A 16775-nucleotide genomic window follows, 5' to 3' on the forward strand; every position below is an offset into this window, starting at 1 on the left:
CTTTTAAAATCACAACAAAAAACTTGGCAGCCACAAGCCTACCAAGTTAGTTATTAGTGATTTGTTAACTATCAATCTAAAGTATTGACTGTTTTTTTAAATAATCTACCGTGTTTTGTGCTGCTTCTTCGCCACATTCATTATATGCTGCTTGATGATAATGAAATGGATCCTTCATTAAGCCTCTTTCCGCCATCGTTTTTAGACATGTAGAAACGAGAGTCATGTCGCCAAAGTCTGAATCCATATTGGTTTGTGCTTCTTGGATAGGTAAATACAAGGCTTGATCATCGCGGTGATGGCCGATTTGGAGCAGGAAGATATGTTCAACACCATGTTTTTTGATTTCATCAAAGGTTATTCTTATCATCGAAGCGTATTTTTCAGGCGGCGTTTTGAAATCGCCATCCGATTCGCCTTGGAGCCAAAGCAAATAAATATGGCCAACCCGAATATTATTTTCCATTAGCCAAGACTTGGCTTTATCCAAACGATTAAGCAAATCTATTAATAATGGTTGACCTGGCTGCCACTGCGCGATCATTGATCCGCCTTTGCTAGCTGAAACACCAATTATTTTTCTCCTGCTTAGCTCGTAATACTTTTAACAAAGCTCGAAACAAGACTTTCCGTTTTCTTGTTGGGCTCGTAGATACCCTCAGAATTATTTTCAGCAGCGCCAAACGGTTCAACCATTTTGTACAGTCTAGTTGGATCAGAGATGGCACGAAATTCAAAAACCATATTTCCGCAGATATAAGGTGCCTTTTCTGCTTCGCCCCGGCCTGCCATATTGGATTGACCCCCAAAAACAAACAGATCATAACTTTCCATGTAATGCTCCCTCATAACGAAACTATTTCATTGAAAAAACGAGTTCTTCATTGGCTAGAATGACTTTTAGATTATCTTCATTATATCGAACAACAGGTTTTTGTTCCCATTTTCCCCTGGCATATTGCAAATCTGGATGTGCATAGACACCCGTTAAGAGCCAATGAGTTCCTTCAGTCAATGTAACCTCTAAACCTGGCAAAGCGGTCATTTCTGGCGTCATCAAATTGGTATTGGGCAGGCAATTCACTAATGCCGCATGGCGCTTTTTCACCCATGACAAATCCACGATACCGGTAAGGCCTTTTGGACCCATATAATAATTCTCATTGTCTTGAACGGTAGATGTGCCCGGTAAATCAGGATTATTCTCCACAGCAAAACCCGTTTCGTATAAAACAGCTGGCTCCTTTAATTCCACTTTATGAATCCGAATTTGCCAGCCAGATATACTTGTCAGCCAAGTACGAACAGAAATCGTTTGGGACGCTTTCCAAGTTGAAGCCACAATGCCTTTGCTGACCTTGACGTCTGTTATTTTATTACGGACTAAAAATTGCCCCGTTTCTTCAATGGTTTCCCCGCTACGATTTGTTAAAATGGTCAGGTCTGGGGTTTGCACCCCAAGCATTGAATCCATCGCGTGTTCTTCTTTGAGTTGATTCGTGCGTGGGATAGAAAAGCCAAAGTAACTGGAATAAGCAAACTTCAAATATTTCTCATTTGTTAATGTTTGATAGTTAGCCCCGGGTTGACCAGCATTTAAAAGTTGCGCATGTCCATTGTCATGCACGGCCAGCATGTTTGCCCTATTCAATACTTTCAGTGCTTCCACTTCTGGGTACGCACTTTCCTCGACTGTCCAGTATTCATGATCATCAGGTAAAGCCAATAGTAGAAATACCTTGTTTGACCAATAGGGTGACAACGAACTGTTGTATGGTTCCGTCAGCGTCAATTGCGGGTAAGTATATCCAAGAGATAATATTCCATTATCATCAAAAATCGGTTTTTCCATCCACCAACGAAGATGTCGGTTGATAATTCCTTTTAACGCACTTAGAGGAAAAGCTTGAACATCAGCGTAAACTAACGCAGACCAGAATGATGCTGCCGCATAGCGATAGATCATGCTTCGGCCAAAGGCGATATTCGCTCCATCTTCCGCAAAGAAATGAATATATTGCTGCGCAAACTCCTTTGCACGCACACGGAACTCGTCACTATGCCAATCTTCTGGAACTAACGTACTGTAGATCAAACCATAATAATGAAAAGCAAACGGTGTGTAATAATCTTGACGTCCTCGAGTGCTGTCTTGATACCAGCCATCAGCCAAATAGCATTTATCAATTTTAGTAAGAGGCACGTCAATGCATACGTCCGGAATTTTATAGCCTAAAGCTCTTAACACTAGACTCACAATGACTTTAAAGAATTGCCAATTTCCATCCGCACATTCATGCTCGTTAATTTGGAAAAGCCAGTTATAGACATTTTGTTTTTCGTATTCTGTTAACCTTTTCCAAATTAATTGGTTATTATATAAAAGCGATAAGGCAACAGCCGGCATCTCTACCATGCGTTGGTCGCGATCATGAAGTTGGCCCCAGTATTCTTCATGATTTGGGTTCGTCCCATTGCTAATCCCATGAATAATCGGATGCACTAGGTCCTCTACTTCCGCATTTCCTATCGCTGGACCTAAGCCCCACAACAAACGGGAGAACCCCTCAAAGCTGGCGATGCGGCTTCCGTACCCAACCCCGTTTGCACCGTACTTGATACTCGCGTTTCCCTTTGAAAAGTAGGTTGTCAGCGGACGATTGATTCTATTAAATAAGTCGAGATACTCTTTTTTATTGGTTAATCCTAACTCCTTATGATTCATTATTAACACTAATTTCACTCCAATGTCTGACGTCTCAAGTTCATCGCAGAGGTAACGAAAGTAACGTTCTACCAAATAAAAAGTTCTTTTTCCAATAAGCGAAGCAGTGCTTCTGTAAAGAAATAATCCGAATAGATGAGTGGCACTTCGTAAGTGGCAGGACGATGGTAGGCTTCCGTTCCGCCCCCAATAATTCCGTCTTCCTCTTCATTCCAATTCGCATATTTTTCTTCAATCGCTTTGAGCATTCTGATGGCTGCTCTTTCATAATGGTCTTGTTCATCTATCAGCACCCATTTGGCGATTTCTAACAGGCCACAGGCGGCACAAAGTCCGGCACTTGTATCGTAGATTACCGGCATTTTTGGTGCACGAAAATCTACTAATGGGATATTATCGGTTTCATAGATATGTGCCATAAAGTAATTGGCAACACGTTTGGCAATGGAAAGGTAATATGGATCTTTCGTGTGATGATAACTTAAAGCAAAGCCGTAAATGGCCCAAGCGTTACCACGACTCCAAGCTGAGTCAGAGGAATACCCTTGACCACCTATTAGCCCGATAAACTCACCAGAATTCGCATCAAAGCTTGCGATATGTCCGACTGACCCATCTTCACGAACGAGGTATTTAGCAACTGTGTTCGCATGTCGACGTGCTATTTTTTCGAAACGTGGATCCTTCGTTTGGGCTGTTGCCCAATAAAGCAAAGGGATGTTCATCATGCTATCGATAATGACCCAGCCAGGTTTCTGGTCATTCCAGGCAACCAAATAGTTTCCGTCCACATTAAAGCGGCCAGCTAATAAGTTCGCTGCATGCAACCCCGTTCGAAAGGCTTGTTCATTGCCAGTTTCACGGTAATGGGCGACAGCCGTGTGAAGCCACATAAACCCAACGTCATGTTGAATATCACGAAACAGGTACAGCGCCTCATCTAAACGTTTTTCTTGGGCAATCGCGGCTTCCACAAATACATCATCACCTGTAGCATGCGCTAATTGCCAAAGAAGTCCGCCCCAAAAGCCATTGGTCCACCATTCAATTCCGCGCTCTTTTGAAACATCTGTGTAACTTTCATTAAAGGGAATATAGGGAATGGCATTACCCAGCCGTTCAAGTTCCTTTTTTACTTTATTACTGACAAGCTGAAGCTTCTCTTCAGCCCATCGCTTTGTATCTTCTGTTGCCATTTCATTAACTCCTCTTTTAATTTATAACTCTTTTATGAAGGATCTATTTTATATTAGCTGTTGATATACGCTTCAGACACTCAGGCCAGGGGAGCCTCCTAACCCATATACTGCCGCAGAAGTCTAGCTTATCCGCTTCATCGCAGAGAGTATTAATAAATCAACAATATCGTTTAATAGAGCATTTTTTTATAAAACGAGACACCTAGACTCCTCTTTCTCATATGCCCTTTATGAATGGTCGCTCATTCACCATTAGTTTAAACTATATCTAATGCTTGGAGATTGATTACAATCTCCAAGCTTTTTGGGTTATTTCTTTGCTTTTTTGTACAGTTTATTTATTTCTTTGATATAGTCATCTCCGCCGGAGCTGCGCCATAATGCAATAGCATCTTTAAAGCCAGCTTCATCAATTTGACCAACGATAAATTTAATTCGCGCATCATTAATAATGTTGTCTAATTGCTGGCCTTTTTGAGCATAAACCTCAGAGACCAAAGATTCAGCCGGGTTGGGAACGACAATTTCTTCATTTTCTTTTTTTACTTCTGCTTCCTTTTCTAATAACGGTGTTTGTGCCTTTTTATAGAATCGCTCCTCAGGGATGAACGTTTGAAATTTATCTAAGCCCTGCCCCTCACCAATAAGCGCTTGATCTTCTCCCTTTAGGTCTATCGAATTGCCGTCTTTCAGTTCAAAGTGGCGCCCCTCAATACCATTACTAGCCAGTATTTGGGCTTCCTCATCATTTAGTTTATCAATAAACGTTAGTACTTTTTTCAATTCTTCTTTGGTTTTTACGCTGGTTTTAGGTATTGCTAGCATGCCCTCATATCCTGAGGTTGGAAGGTTATGCAGTCCTTCAGGTCCTTCCACGGCACCCATCACATCAATTGGATCTTTTGCATTTGGATTGATTGCTTTGATTTTATCTTCCGCCCGATGAGCTTGGTCCACCACATCAACAACTACACCCGTTTGCCCATTATATAGAGGGTCTAGCCATTTTTGTGAATCCATTACGGCAAAGTCTTTATTAATTAATCCTTCATCATAAAGCTTTTTAAAGAATTTTAACGCATTCACATATTCCTTAGTCATAAAATCAGGCTGCAAATTTCCATCAGCGTCTTCGCCCCACTTATTTGGGGCTCCGAACCATACTTGCATAATATCCCATGGACCGGTATATTTTGATATCACCATACCGAATGTATCGTCTTTTCCATTTCCATCTGGGTCTTCCTCTTTAAATGCCTTTAGCATGTTGTAGAAATCATCAATGGTTTCTGGCAACTGCAACCTAACTTTTTCTAACCAATCTTTTCGATAAGTTATTCCCATTCTTCCTAGGGGCCGGGCACGATAAATACCGTAAATTTTGCCATCAATTGAGCTATTTTTTAAAGTAATTTCATTTGCTTGGCTTAAATTAGGATAATCCTTTAAATAGGGGCCGAGTTCCCAGAAAGCACCATCCCTTACAGCGCTGATGAAACTAGGAAGCTTTTTAGGGATTAACATAATGTCTGGTAATTTTCCAGATGCTAGGGTAACGTTTAGTTTTTCCTGGTAGGTACTGTCAGGAACCCAAGTTATTTTTATATCGGTATTCGTATATTTTTCGAGTGCTTTCAAAACAGGGCTTTCATCAGTAGGATTATTGGTAGTGAATGTGGTAGTCATAATACTTATGGTGTGGTCAGAGTTGGCTGCTTCTTTTACTTTTCCCGATGTTTCTGAATTGCTGCATGCTGCCAAAGGCGAAGATAGGAGTACTGTAGACAATAATGGAAGGACCATTTTTTTTGTTAATTCACTTTTGCTTTTCCCCATATAAAAACACTCCAGTTTTATTATTTCTATGAAACTGACTTTATTATAGATTAAACACTCAGTTAATTCATGGTCTGATATTATTGAGTTTTCATGAAAAATTATCTGAGAGTCTTTCTAAACCTCTTAATTTTCATAAACGCCAAAAAACTTGGTAGCTTATAAGCATACCAAGTTCATTATGATTGACTTCTTAAAACGGCAGATTTGTTGTGCCATCTGTCAAATCGATACCTGTAAATATTTTTAAAACTGAAAAACGACGCCCAAGCATTTTAAGTGCTTGGGCGTTTGGTTTTTATTCAATTGTAAATGTCTTATACAATAGATTTCTCACTTACAATCAGCCTCTTTAGTCAGTTATAGCTTATTTTTTATTTTTTGCCAAAATAGCCTCTGCCTGCTGTCTGAATTGTTTTGCTGCATCTTCCGGCTTCATTGTTCCATAAGCCATTTGATCTGTAAAGCCTTTTAAGGTATTAATAACTTCGCCAGCTCCAATTGGATCTGGACCACTAAATGCAGAACTGTTTTCCCCAGCCCAAGCCACATAATCAAATACTTGCTGCTGTGATGGTGAAAGCAATGGTTTTAATGCATCTTGAACCTTTGGAGAACCCGGAACACCGCGGTCACCGAGCATTAATTTATTAGCTTCAATATTATTAGTCATGAAGTCTATAAATTTAGCTGCTTCTTCTTTTTGTTTAGAATTATTAGCAATTGACCAAATCATACTTGGTTTTAGGAACAAGCCCTTATCACCATTTGGCCCAGGCATGCCAACCATTTCTAGCGGACGGTTTGCCACTTGCTGGATTCCTATAAATTGGTTGGACCATTGGAAAATACCGATGGATTTTTGTTTTACAACAGGGTCATCTTCAAGTCCTTTTACTTGAGCAGCTGCATCCGGTGATTGGACTGCTTTCTCTTTTACTAAGTCAGCGTACATTTTAAAATAGGTAACAAATAATTTATCATCCGTGTAGCCTAATTTTGTGCCATCTTTGCTATAAAGGCTTTTCCCTTGTGACCTTAAATAGTAGTTAAAAAATACGTCTGGAGCGGTTCCCGGTCCATTATCAATATACAGTCCGGCTTTGCTTGCCTTTTGCGCCATTTCTTGGTAATCATCCCATGTCCAATCTTCAGATACCTTATCAACGCCGATTTTCTTTAGCAATGCAGGATCATATTGATAACCAATTGCGTTTACTCCTGTGCTAAGACCAAAGTATTTATCACCAATTTTTCCACCCTCAAGGAAATTATCACTAAGGTCTTTCGTGTCTATTTCCTTGCCAAAGTATGGTTTTAAATCTGTTAACTGTTTATTAGTAGAGTACTGTGTAATGTAAGAAAGGTCCATCTGAATAATATCCGGAAGCTCATTAGCTGCTGCTTGCGGGGCTAATTTCTTCCAATAATCATCCCAGCTGGCATACTCCGGTTCAATTTTTACATTTGGATGTTCTTTCTCATACATTTCAATAATTTTTAACGTATAATCATGTCTTGGCTGTGATCCCCACCATGCCATACGCAGTGTTACATTTTCTTCTTTACTGGAGGTTTTTTCTTTCTCCGGCTTGTCTTCACTTTTGCTTGTCGTACTACTTCCGCTGCAGGCTGCAAGTGAAAAAACCATTAGCAATGAAAGCGATGATACCATGAACTTTTTCAACAACATAATCCCCCCAAACAAACTGTAAGTGCTTACATTCAGAATTATACAACTTTTCTCGAGATTGTCTGGTAGAAAAGCCGACTATTTTGTTTAAAAAACAGACTTTATTCCTAGAAACGGCCCAATCAGCCTTGTTAGGGGCAACTCAATAATTGATTCCCATTTTCACTATTAAATAGAAACTCTATTAGTAGGGTTATCTTGTTGTAATCCCCTTGAGTGTACAAGTAGATAAAAAAACGGCTATCATGAACTAGATAGCCGCATTTTATGGTGAATTAGATTACATTTTCCTCATAACTTATTTGCTCTTCCTTTTTGCGTGATGACAACTTTGCAAGCGCGTTTGGCAGGGCAATCATCGCCGGTAAAAAGACAGGAAGCAAAACAAAGCACAAAACAATTAGTCCTGTTATAACCGCTATGGCCAATTCAGCTAATAATAACATTCCAGAAGGCATTAATGTTGCAAAGGTGCCTCCAAGGATGATAACTGCTGCTATGATAACACCACCGATATGCCTTGATGCCAACACGATGGCCTCTTTCTGTGGCATATGAGGGTATTCCTTAAAGCGCATCATCAAGAATATACTATAGTCTACTCCTAAGGCTACAATAATGATAAAGGAGAAGAATGGAACGAAGGAGGATATTCCTTCAAGACCCAGCCAATCTATGAAAATATAGTTGATGATGAACATCGCGGCATAATAAGCTCCTAACAGGGATGCAGTAATGAAAACTGGTGTCCAGAAAGAGCGGATGACAAAGAACAACACTAGCAATACACCAATAATGACGATAGTGGTCGTTCTATTCAAATCCCGGCTTAAGATATCATTCATATCATTCGTGGTTGCACTTGGTCCGGATGTACCATACTTGGCATCGGATAGGTTGGAACCTTTAAGTCCATTGGAAACCGCTGCATTCATTTTATTGATTGTACTTAACACTTCCTTTGAATAAGGATCGGCTTTTAAAACGACAATCATTTTGGTAATTTTACGATCATTGGACATAAACGCATCTAATGATTTTTCAAAGTTCTTGTCCGTTAAGGCTTCCTTCGGAATATAGAAAGTTTTATTGGTCTTGTACTGCGTTAAAAATCCGTTCGATTGACCTAGTCCATCAGAAATTTTCGTCAGCCCGTCATTTACTGCTGAAAGCTGTTGGCCAAATTGTCCGAATCCATTAAGACCATCGACAAGCTGCTGCTGGCCTGATTTCATCTGTCCTAATCCATCCGACACACTATTCATATTGGTTACGATAGTGCCAATTCCCGAAGAGGCTTTATCAAGGCCGCTTTCAAGCTGTTTCAAACCATCCGCCATTTGGGCTAGACCGCTGCTCATAATTGTTAGGTTTTTATTCGCTTCTGCAAAGCCGGCAGTTGCTGCATTGTAATTTTGATTTAATGTGTCTATTCCTTCAGGTGTAACTTGACTTAAAGAGGCGATTAGCCCATCCATTGTTTGCTTTAATGCCAGGTAATTCGTATCACTACTTACATCAGTATAGCTACCCAAAGCATTCACCATTGGCTGCATCTGAGAGAGTGCACCTTTTACACCCAGGAGTGCTTGCGCCGCATCTTGGTAATGGGTTCCCATTTCCGCATAACCCGCCTGCATCTTTCCAAAATTATCAGCTAACAAAGATACGCCGCTGCTCATCTTTGAAAGATTTGTTTCGATGGCCACTAAACCATTACTTATCGTTTGGGAATTGTTGGCCCCATCATCTATACCATCTTGAATTTGCTTTAATCCGTTTGTTAAAGCATCCATACCCTCTTGGAGCTTGGCCGTACCGTCAACCATTTGGTTAACCTGGGAAAAGTCTGCGGATCCTAGCTTTTCTTGGGCCAGCTTCAATCCATCATTTATTTGGTCTACTCCACCTTGAGTTTGGCTAACTCCATCTGTAACAGATCCCATTTGATTGCTGATATAAAAATCCGCAATTTGCTCACCCTGAGGTTGCGTGACAGAAGATACCTGCTTTACACCATCAATATTTTTAATGCTTTCGGTTATGTTATCAATGACAGTTAGAGATTCATTATTCGTTAACTCTTTACTATTTTCAATGACAACGGTAGCAGGCATAGCCTGACCCTTGCCAAAATGGTCTGCAACGATATTAAAACCTTTGGAAGATGGATATTTGTTTCCAAGTTCTCCCACGGTATCAAAATTCAGCTTTTCTTCGTGCAGATATACCATAGGCCCTAAGATTAACAGTATCACAACAACTGATATTATTGGACGCTTCGTTGCAAAGGAAGATGTTTTTCCCCAGTATTTGTTCTCCTTATGTCCATTTATACTCTTGGACGGCCAGAAAAGTTTTTTCCCCAATACTTTCATAATAAATGGAGTCAACGTCAAAATTTCCAGCAATAGCACGGTTACACCGATTGCTACCACAACTCCGGATTTATAAATTGGCGATTCGGCAAAGACAAGGCCAAGGAAAGCAATAAATACAGTCAATATACTGTAAGCAATTGTCTTACCAGCCGTTTTATACGTGTTTACGATTGCTTCATCTATCGAGTGGCCATGGGCCAATTCTTCCCTAAATCGATTAAACAACAGGATGTTGTAATCCGTTCCTATGCCAAAGAGGATTAGCACTAGAAGCATCTGGGTAAGACTTGTGATTGGAAAACCGGCTTTATCAATTAATTGGGCCGCAATTCCCATAGAGACTAAATAGGAAAAGGCTACTGCAATTAAAGATACCAATGGCGTAACGACTGACCTAAAGGTGATAATCAATACTACCAAAATAAAGATGACAGTCAACGCAGCACTCTTTTCCACTCCTGCCATCGACGCCCTCAGGTAATCATTATTGATAAAATCCTCGCCGCTTAAATAGTAATCTACTGGAACCTGGTCGAGCTTGCTGTCAAGTTCCTTTTGAATGTCATCCACTTCTCTGCCTTTTTTATCAAGCTTAAAGCTAACCATCACTGTGGTGCCATCTTTAGAAACCAAAGAACTTTTTGCATCGGGTATACTAAAAGGATCAATCATACTAGTAATCCCGAGCTCTTTGCTGTTGTCGCTGATGGCTTTTACGGCATCCCCGACTTTTTCCATTTCAGCGTTTGATATTTTATCTTTATCATAAAACACGATGATGTCGTTTGTTCCTTTTGTCGTATCCATCTTCTTTAGGATTTTGTCTGCAATGACGGATGGGCTGCTATCACTCGTCCCCTGCTGTCCTTTTTGCCTTAGTATGGCATTGATGTCCGGCTGAATGACAGTAAGCAGTATAGTGACAATCAACCATAAGGAAAAGATTGCCCAACGGCCTTTGATTATTTTTTTCACATTGTATCCTCCCCGTTATTCGTTATTTTTCTGTTGTTTTTTCTCCTGGAAGGAACAAAACATCAACGAAGTTTTTATAAACACAATAGTCACTATAACAGGGGACACGGAAGGGTTCAAAAAGCAAAAAAAAACAAGTGTATCAAAATGCTACACTTGCGTTAATTTGTATTATCCAAACACAACCTGGTTGAAGATTTCGAACAGTTCTTCCTTCTGGTAATGATATTCTTTACTTATCCAATTTTGCAAAATGGTCATAATGGACGTGGCATATAGCTCGCACATGACATCCGGATATTTGGACTGGTTAATTTTTTGAGAAATGAGATCACTTTCTGTTTTTGAATGTTCACGTAAGATATTACTGGCGATTTTAACCAAGCTTTTAAAAAGTATATGCCCATCCGATCCTAACAAAGTATTTTCGAATAGCACGAAATTTCCCTCTATATAATCAACCAATAATTTAAACGGGTCAGTATTGGAACTTTTATTCAGTTTAATCAGTTCCTCCGATAAATGATAAATAAAATCCTTCAGCAGACTGTATTTATCCTCATAATATCGATAAAATGTAGTGCGATGAATCAATGCATCGTCACATATATCCTGGATGGTGATGGAGGAAAATCGTTTCGTTTGCAGGACATGCATAAAACTCTGGATGATTTGGCGTCGTGTGCGTTCGGTAGTATAGGTCATCATAAACATCCTTGTATTATTTTTTATCTATAAATAAATTCCCGTCTATATAAAAAATCATAATTACCCTTACAAAGAGTAATTATGATTCCTTAATCTTAACTCTTACTTACCATCCAACAGTTCCTCTAAAACTGGGTATTTTTTCCATAAAGTTCAATCTGAGTTAAAGCAGGGAATGGTGAGTCATCCTCAGCCTTTTTCAGGTTGCAAAGGACTGCTGTAGACACTTTTCTTTTTTCAATAGAAAAAAACTGTGGTGTAGGTATTTTTTCTATTGAAAAGGTCTCACTGCTTCCATCGGAAAATTCAACAGTCACTTCCGTCCAATAACTGTCATGTGGAAAATCGTTTCGAAGTGTAAAACCAACTTGATCGATTTCCACTTCACGACCGAAATCAATCGTTAACGCTGCATCCTCCCGGCGATTGATTCCCCATGACTGATATGGATAGGAGCCATGGCTGTTGTTTGCATAAACGCCATCAATTGCATTGCATGCAAAGAAAGTGGCATCATTACGTGTCTCAACATTTGCGGAAGCATGAGGATATGCGCCCCTATATTCCTTTTGGTCATGTGGGTTTAACGCCCAATTGCGGTAAGAAGCAATCTCTTCTTCTTTCGCAAAACGCGCTTGAAGATAATGTCGTTTTCCTTTAAATGCTAAATCGCTGCGCGCTTCAAGAGCCGTTTCGTTCATCTCAATCATATAATCAAATGAACAGTTCGGTACAAAGAGAATCGTAGAATCTAAGGTTTCATCCAGCTTTACCACCAGATAAGCATCCTTTACATCTGTTTCAACACGAATTACATCACCTTCAACAAAGGTTAAATCTTGTGTTGAGAGGTAGCAATAATCATTACTCTCTTTGGTCATTGGTAAGACATATTCTTCATAATCATTCTTCCCATTTTTTATGTTTCCATCTTTATCTAAAATTGATAAACGAATCATGCACTCTCTCCCCTATCTGCCTTTACAGTTCCTCTTTTTTAGCCAAGTCATCAATAGCCTAATTATATAATTTACTTGACTCATTTACTACCATCAATCATCGAACCACATACAAAGCTGTTTGATGCCTTGAAACATATTTATTATTTGTGACCCAGAAACGCCATGGATAATCCTTGGCTTCGCCAGAATTATCTATTCCAATCCTTTTTCCAGCTGATATACTTTCCGGATAGAATCCTTCAGCCACATATAAAGGTGGAATGATTAGTGAATGTCCATAGTCTTCCATGGTAATTCTTAATGCTTTTGTCAGTTTGCCAGGTCCGTTAGTCAAATTTGTGAGATTTTCCATGCCTCGCCTCTTTTGCATCAGTTCAATGCCGTAAACCGGTTCCAGTGCTCGAATCAAAACTGCCTCAGGATGGTCTTCGTCACCACAGACGATATTGAAAAGGCAATGTGTATGCATTTTATATGTATAGGCAAGTCCGGAACGATGAAACATGATTTCCGTTCTTGACGTACGTCTGTTGTTATAGCTATGTGCAGCCTTGTCACCAGGACCTTTGTAAGCTTCCGTTTCTACTATGTATCCTGCTGCCATCCCCTCTGGAGTTTCCTTTACAAGGAGGCATCCGAGCAATGCCTTTGCGAGGTCAAGAGTTGGCTGTTCGTAAAATGTCTCGGACATGATCTTAAATTCTGTCATTTTGTATGCCTCCAAAAAAAATTAATTCTTTAGTTCTATTTCTACAAATGATTAGGTATTACTTACAAAGTCCTCTTTCCTAATTTGGTACTAATAGAACCGTTATAGTCATATTTTTAATAAGAACGTCATACGAAGGAGTGCGAAGTTGGTGATAAAAGTGAAGGTTGGCTTGCGACCCTTGGTTACCAATTTAAATTTGCCCACTGTATTGAAAACCGCTATCCTTCCTGGGGACTCTATTGAAAGATTATTTATAGCAACCCAGACAGGAGAAATCTATTACATGGGAAACGAAAGTATAAGAACTTTTTTAGATATTCGCTCACAAATCATAAAGCTTGGTGGTTCAGGTCGGGGTTATGATGAACGAGGATTGCTCGGGCTGGCTTTTCATCCCGAATTTTATCATAACGGTTTGTTTTACCTCCATTATTCAGCAGCAGGTACACAAGGGCCAAGTGCACTTTCTGAACCTTTCAAGCCTAACCCGTGTGATCCTAATACCCTGAATTTAAAATGGACCAATAGAGAAATTAGATATGATCATATTGATACCGTTGAGGAATGGATTCTACAATCGAATGGACAGCCTCGTAAGCGGCGGACATTACTTCATTTAAGAAGGCCATTTTTTAATCATAATGGGGTCAATAGCTTAAACTTCTCACCGGAAACAAGAAAACTTGTCTTAACCACCGGAGATGGCGGTTCAGGCTACGATCCCTTTAATTTAAGCCAGGATAACATGGAGATAGCCGGGAAAATCATTGAAATTGACATTGCAAAGAATACACATATTGATAACCCACCGGTAGTCACACGATTTAATGAACTACCCGTACCTATTCAGGAAACACTTACGGTCATTGCCAAGGGGATCCGAAATATACCAGGGATTTCCTATCAACGGTTTTATAATCAGTATATCAAATATATAGGAAACGTCGGACAGGATTTGGCAGAGGCGATTTTTTCATTTAGTTATTATCAGCCGATACCGGTCACTCAACTTGTTCAAGCCTCCATTAGTAATATAGAACCTGAACAAGAAGGTTTTATTAATCTTGGCTGGCGAGGATGGGAAGGTGCCTTTCCAACCCCGATTATAAATGGCTGTCCTGGGAATCCGACGTTGGATCAGAAAACAATTGCCTATTACGATGAAGCAGTGAGCACCTCTGTGAAGCGTCTTCAGCCGCTAACTAGTTACCTTCATAAAGATTTTCGCACTGATAAGTTTGGAGGAACTGCCCTTACAGGAGTGCAAGTTTATTCGGGGAATGAAATACCTAATTTAACAGGAAGCGTTGTGTTTACCGACCTTACTCGGAAGGGAGATGCGGGGCGTCCGGTTAGAGGGGTTTTAGCTTATACCAGGGTAAGGACCGATGGAAAACTAAATGATTATTGTGTGATTGAAACCAATGATCATTGGGGGTCACAGTCAGCACATTATGTGAGTTTAGGAGCGAACCTCAATCAAACCAGACTTTATTTAGGGGTTTATGGCTCTACGAAAGTGACGGATCTTTATCAAGGCACTGTTTTTGAAATCGTCCCATGAAATCGAAAAATTATTTAATAAGTAGGCTCTGTTAAATTGGGCTGTTGATTTCCGCTCCAGCCGTTCGCTTTCCCGCTCCAATCACATAGAAAAAAAATAACATAATCGTTTAACAGTGCCAATAAGTAAAAAGCCGATTTTTCTTCCAGGTATACGGAAAAGAAAATCGGCTTTTTGTTTATTTATGAAGCTTGTTCAAACTGGCTGTTATACAACTCAGCATAGAAACCATTTTGTTTCAGCAATTCTTCATGAGTTCCTGTTTCGATGATGTCGCCATCCTTCATGACAAGAATCATGTCTGCATTTTTAATAGTAGATAGTCTGTGGGCAATGACAAAGGATGTTTTACCAACTGTCAATTTGTCCATTGCCTCTTGTATGAGCATTTCTGTCCGTGTATCAACTGAACTTGTTGCCTCATCCAGAATGAGCAATGGCGCGGTTTTCACCATGGCACGGGCAATGGTAATCAGCTGTTTTTGGCCTGCAGATAAACTTGCTTTATCGTCAAGGATTGTATCATATCCATTAGGCAAGGTTTTAATAAAGTGATGCAATCCGACTGCTTTACAGGCCGCCTCGAGTTGTTCATCGCTTACTCCCTTGCTGGAATAAACGATATTCTCACGGATGGTGCCTTCAAACAACCACGTATCCTGAAGTACCATACAGAACAAATCATGAAGGTTTTCCCGGGTTAGCTGGCTGGTTGGAACACCGTCAATCAGGATTTCCCCATCATTCACTTCATAGAAGCGCATCAAAAGATTGACCAGGGTCGTCTTGCCAGCTCCAGTAGGCCCGACAATCGCAACTTTTTGGCCTGCCTTGACGTTTACCGAGAAATTTTTGATGATTGGCTGATTTTCGTTATAACCAAAGCGTACATTCCTAAAACTTACTTCACCTTTAATGGTTTCAAGTTTAGTTTGCTTTTCACTTTCATCTGCAAGTTCTTTTTCATTCAGAAATTCGAAGACACGTCCACTGGCTGCGGCTGTTGACTGCAGCTGCGTCGCCCCCTGTGCAATCTGGGTGAGAGGCTGAGTGAACAGGCGAATGTATAACATAAAGGATACAATGACACCGAACGAAATGTGGCCGTTGACTGCGAGGGCCGCACCGACAATACAGACTACGACATAACCAAGATTACCGACAAACATCATAAATGGCATCATTAGACCGGATAGAAATTGTGATTTCCATGCACTATCGTATAATCCTGTATTGATTTCATGAAAGGAGGCCTTCGCCAACTTTTCTCCATTATAAGCTTTCACTACATTGTGGCCTGAATAAGTCTCTTCTATATATCCATTTAGCTTACCAAGTTGTTTTTGCTGCCTTCCAAAGAAAACCTGTGACTTGGATATTAAGATAGACATCAATGCAAATCCAATAAATGTGGACAACACCGCTGAAATTGCCATAATCCAATTCGTCCAAAACATCATGACCAATGAACCTAGGAATAAAGTGATGGCTGATGTCAATCCGCTTAAGCTCTGGTTCAGCGTCTGGCCAACCATATCGACATCATTGGTGACACGGCTTAATACATCGCCAGTACTGTTGGAGTCAAAGTATTTTAATGGAAGACGGTTCATCTTTTTTGAAAGATCTTTTCTCAAACTTTTAGAAATCCGCTGGGTGGCAGTTGCCATGATAAACCCCTGGATATATTGGAACACGAACATTAAAGCGTAAAGAACTACAAGAATGGTTGTCACGTGGACAACAGCATCCATATCAATGCTTGTCATCAACCCTTTAGTTATGGTATCGGTTATATCACCAAGCAAATCTGGCCCAATAATATTAAAAATCGACCCTGCCATGGAAAGAACTAGAGCAACAATAATGGCCGGAACATATGCACGAGAATAAGTGAATAATTGTTTGAAGCTTTTTGATAAGTTCGCTCCTTGCCCCTTTTGGGAGCCTCTTTGGCGTCCTTTTGGACCACGCCTGTTAGGACGTTTTGCTTCTTCGTGACTACTATTAGCCATTTCAT

Annotated in this window: 12 protein-coding genes; 1 reads left to right on the forward strand and 11 read right to left on the reverse strand. The window is 40.1% G+C overall.

All coding sequences use genetic code 11. From position 1 onward, the window contains the following. Window positions 1-76: 76 nt before the first annotated feature. From BN2425_RS22370 to BN2425_RS18285, 10 genes are all read right to left on the reverse strand, one after another. Window positions 77-577, reverse strand: coding sequence for a sialate O-acetylesterase (locus BN2425_RS22370; RefSeq protein ID WP_319922088.1), 501 nt, complete (start codon window positions 575-577; stop codon window positions 77-79). 11 nt (window positions 578-588) lie between these two features. Next, window positions 589-834, reverse strand: coding sequence for a hypothetical protein (locus BN2425_RS22375; RefSeq protein ID WP_052352952.1), 246 nt, complete (start codon window positions 832-834; stop codon window positions 589-591). Between the two features lie 22 nt (window positions 835-856). Beyond that, window positions 857-2725 carry a DUF2264 domain-containing protein gene (locus BN2425_RS18250; RefSeq protein ID WP_042462486.1) on the reverse strand — a complete coding sequence of 623 codons (1869 nt, stop codon included), beginning with the start codon at window positions 2723-2725 and terminating at the stop codon, window positions 857-859. Between the two features lie 68 nt (window positions 2726-2793). After that, window positions 2794-3921 carry a glycoside hydrolase family 88 protein gene (locus BN2425_RS18255; RefSeq protein ID WP_042462424.1) on the reverse strand — a complete coding sequence of 376 codons (1128 nt, stop codon included), beginning with the start codon at window positions 3919-3921 and terminating at the stop codon, window positions 2794-2796. 312 nt (window positions 3922-4233) lie between these two features. Continuing rightward, window positions 4234-5760, reverse strand: a complete 1527-nt coding sequence (locus BN2425_RS18260; protein ID WP_042462426.1) for an extracellular solute-binding protein — start codon at window positions 5758-5760, stop codon at window positions 4234-4236. Window positions 5761-6127: 367 nt separating this feature from the next. Continuing rightward, on the reverse strand, window positions 6128-7450 hold the full coding sequence (locus BN2425_RS18265; protein ID WP_406603203.1) for an ABC transporter substrate-binding protein: 1323 nt from the start codon (window positions 7448-7450) through the stop codon (window positions 6128-6130). A gap of 278 nt (window positions 7451-7728) precedes the next feature. Then, a complete protein-coding gene (locus tag BN2425_RS18270) occupies window positions 7729-10809 on the reverse strand; it encodes an MMPL family transporter (RefSeq protein WP_042462429.1) in 3081 nt (1026 codons plus the stop codon). 171 nt (window positions 10810-10980) lie between these two features. Next, window positions 10981-11514, reverse strand: coding sequence for a TetR/AcrR family transcriptional regulator (locus tag BN2425_RS18275; protein ID WP_042462431.1), 534 nt, complete (start codon window positions 11512-11514; stop codon window positions 10981-10983). 128 nt (window positions 11515-11642) lie between these two features. Beyond that, a complete protein-coding gene (locus tag BN2425_RS18280; protein ID WP_042462433.1) occupies window positions 11643-12476 on the reverse strand; it encodes a discoidin/SUN/FTP domain-containing protein in 834 nt (277 codons plus the stop codon). A 97-nt stretch (window positions 12477-12573) separates the two neighbouring features. Continuing rightward, entirely contained in the window at window positions 12574-13188 is a 615-nt protein-coding gene (locus BN2425_RS18285; RefSeq protein WP_042462435.1) for a DNA-3-methyladenine glycosylase, read from the reverse strand. A gap of 151 nt (window positions 13189-13339) precedes the next feature. On the opposite strand from BN2425_RS18285, the gene BN2425_RS18290 reads away from it, so the two are divergent. Beyond that, a complete protein-coding gene (locus tag BN2425_RS18290; RefSeq protein WP_042462489.1) occupies window positions 13340-14755 on the forward strand; it encodes a PQQ-dependent sugar dehydrogenase in 1416 nt (471 codons plus the stop codon). Between the two features lie 182 nt (window positions 14756-14937). Here the strand turns inward: BN2425_RS18290 and BN2425_RS18295 are convergent, their stop codons facing one another. After that, a complete protein-coding gene (locus tag BN2425_RS18295; protein ID WP_154663548.1) occupies window positions 14938-16770 on the reverse strand; it encodes an ABC transporter ATP-binding protein in 1833 nt (610 codons plus the stop codon). Window positions 16771-16775: the final 5 nt, after the last annotated feature.

Source organism: Neobacillus dielmonensis, assembly GCF_000612665.1.
Lineage (GTDB): Bacteria > Bacillota > Bacilli > Bacillales > Cytobacillaceae > Neobacillus > Neobacillus dielmonensis.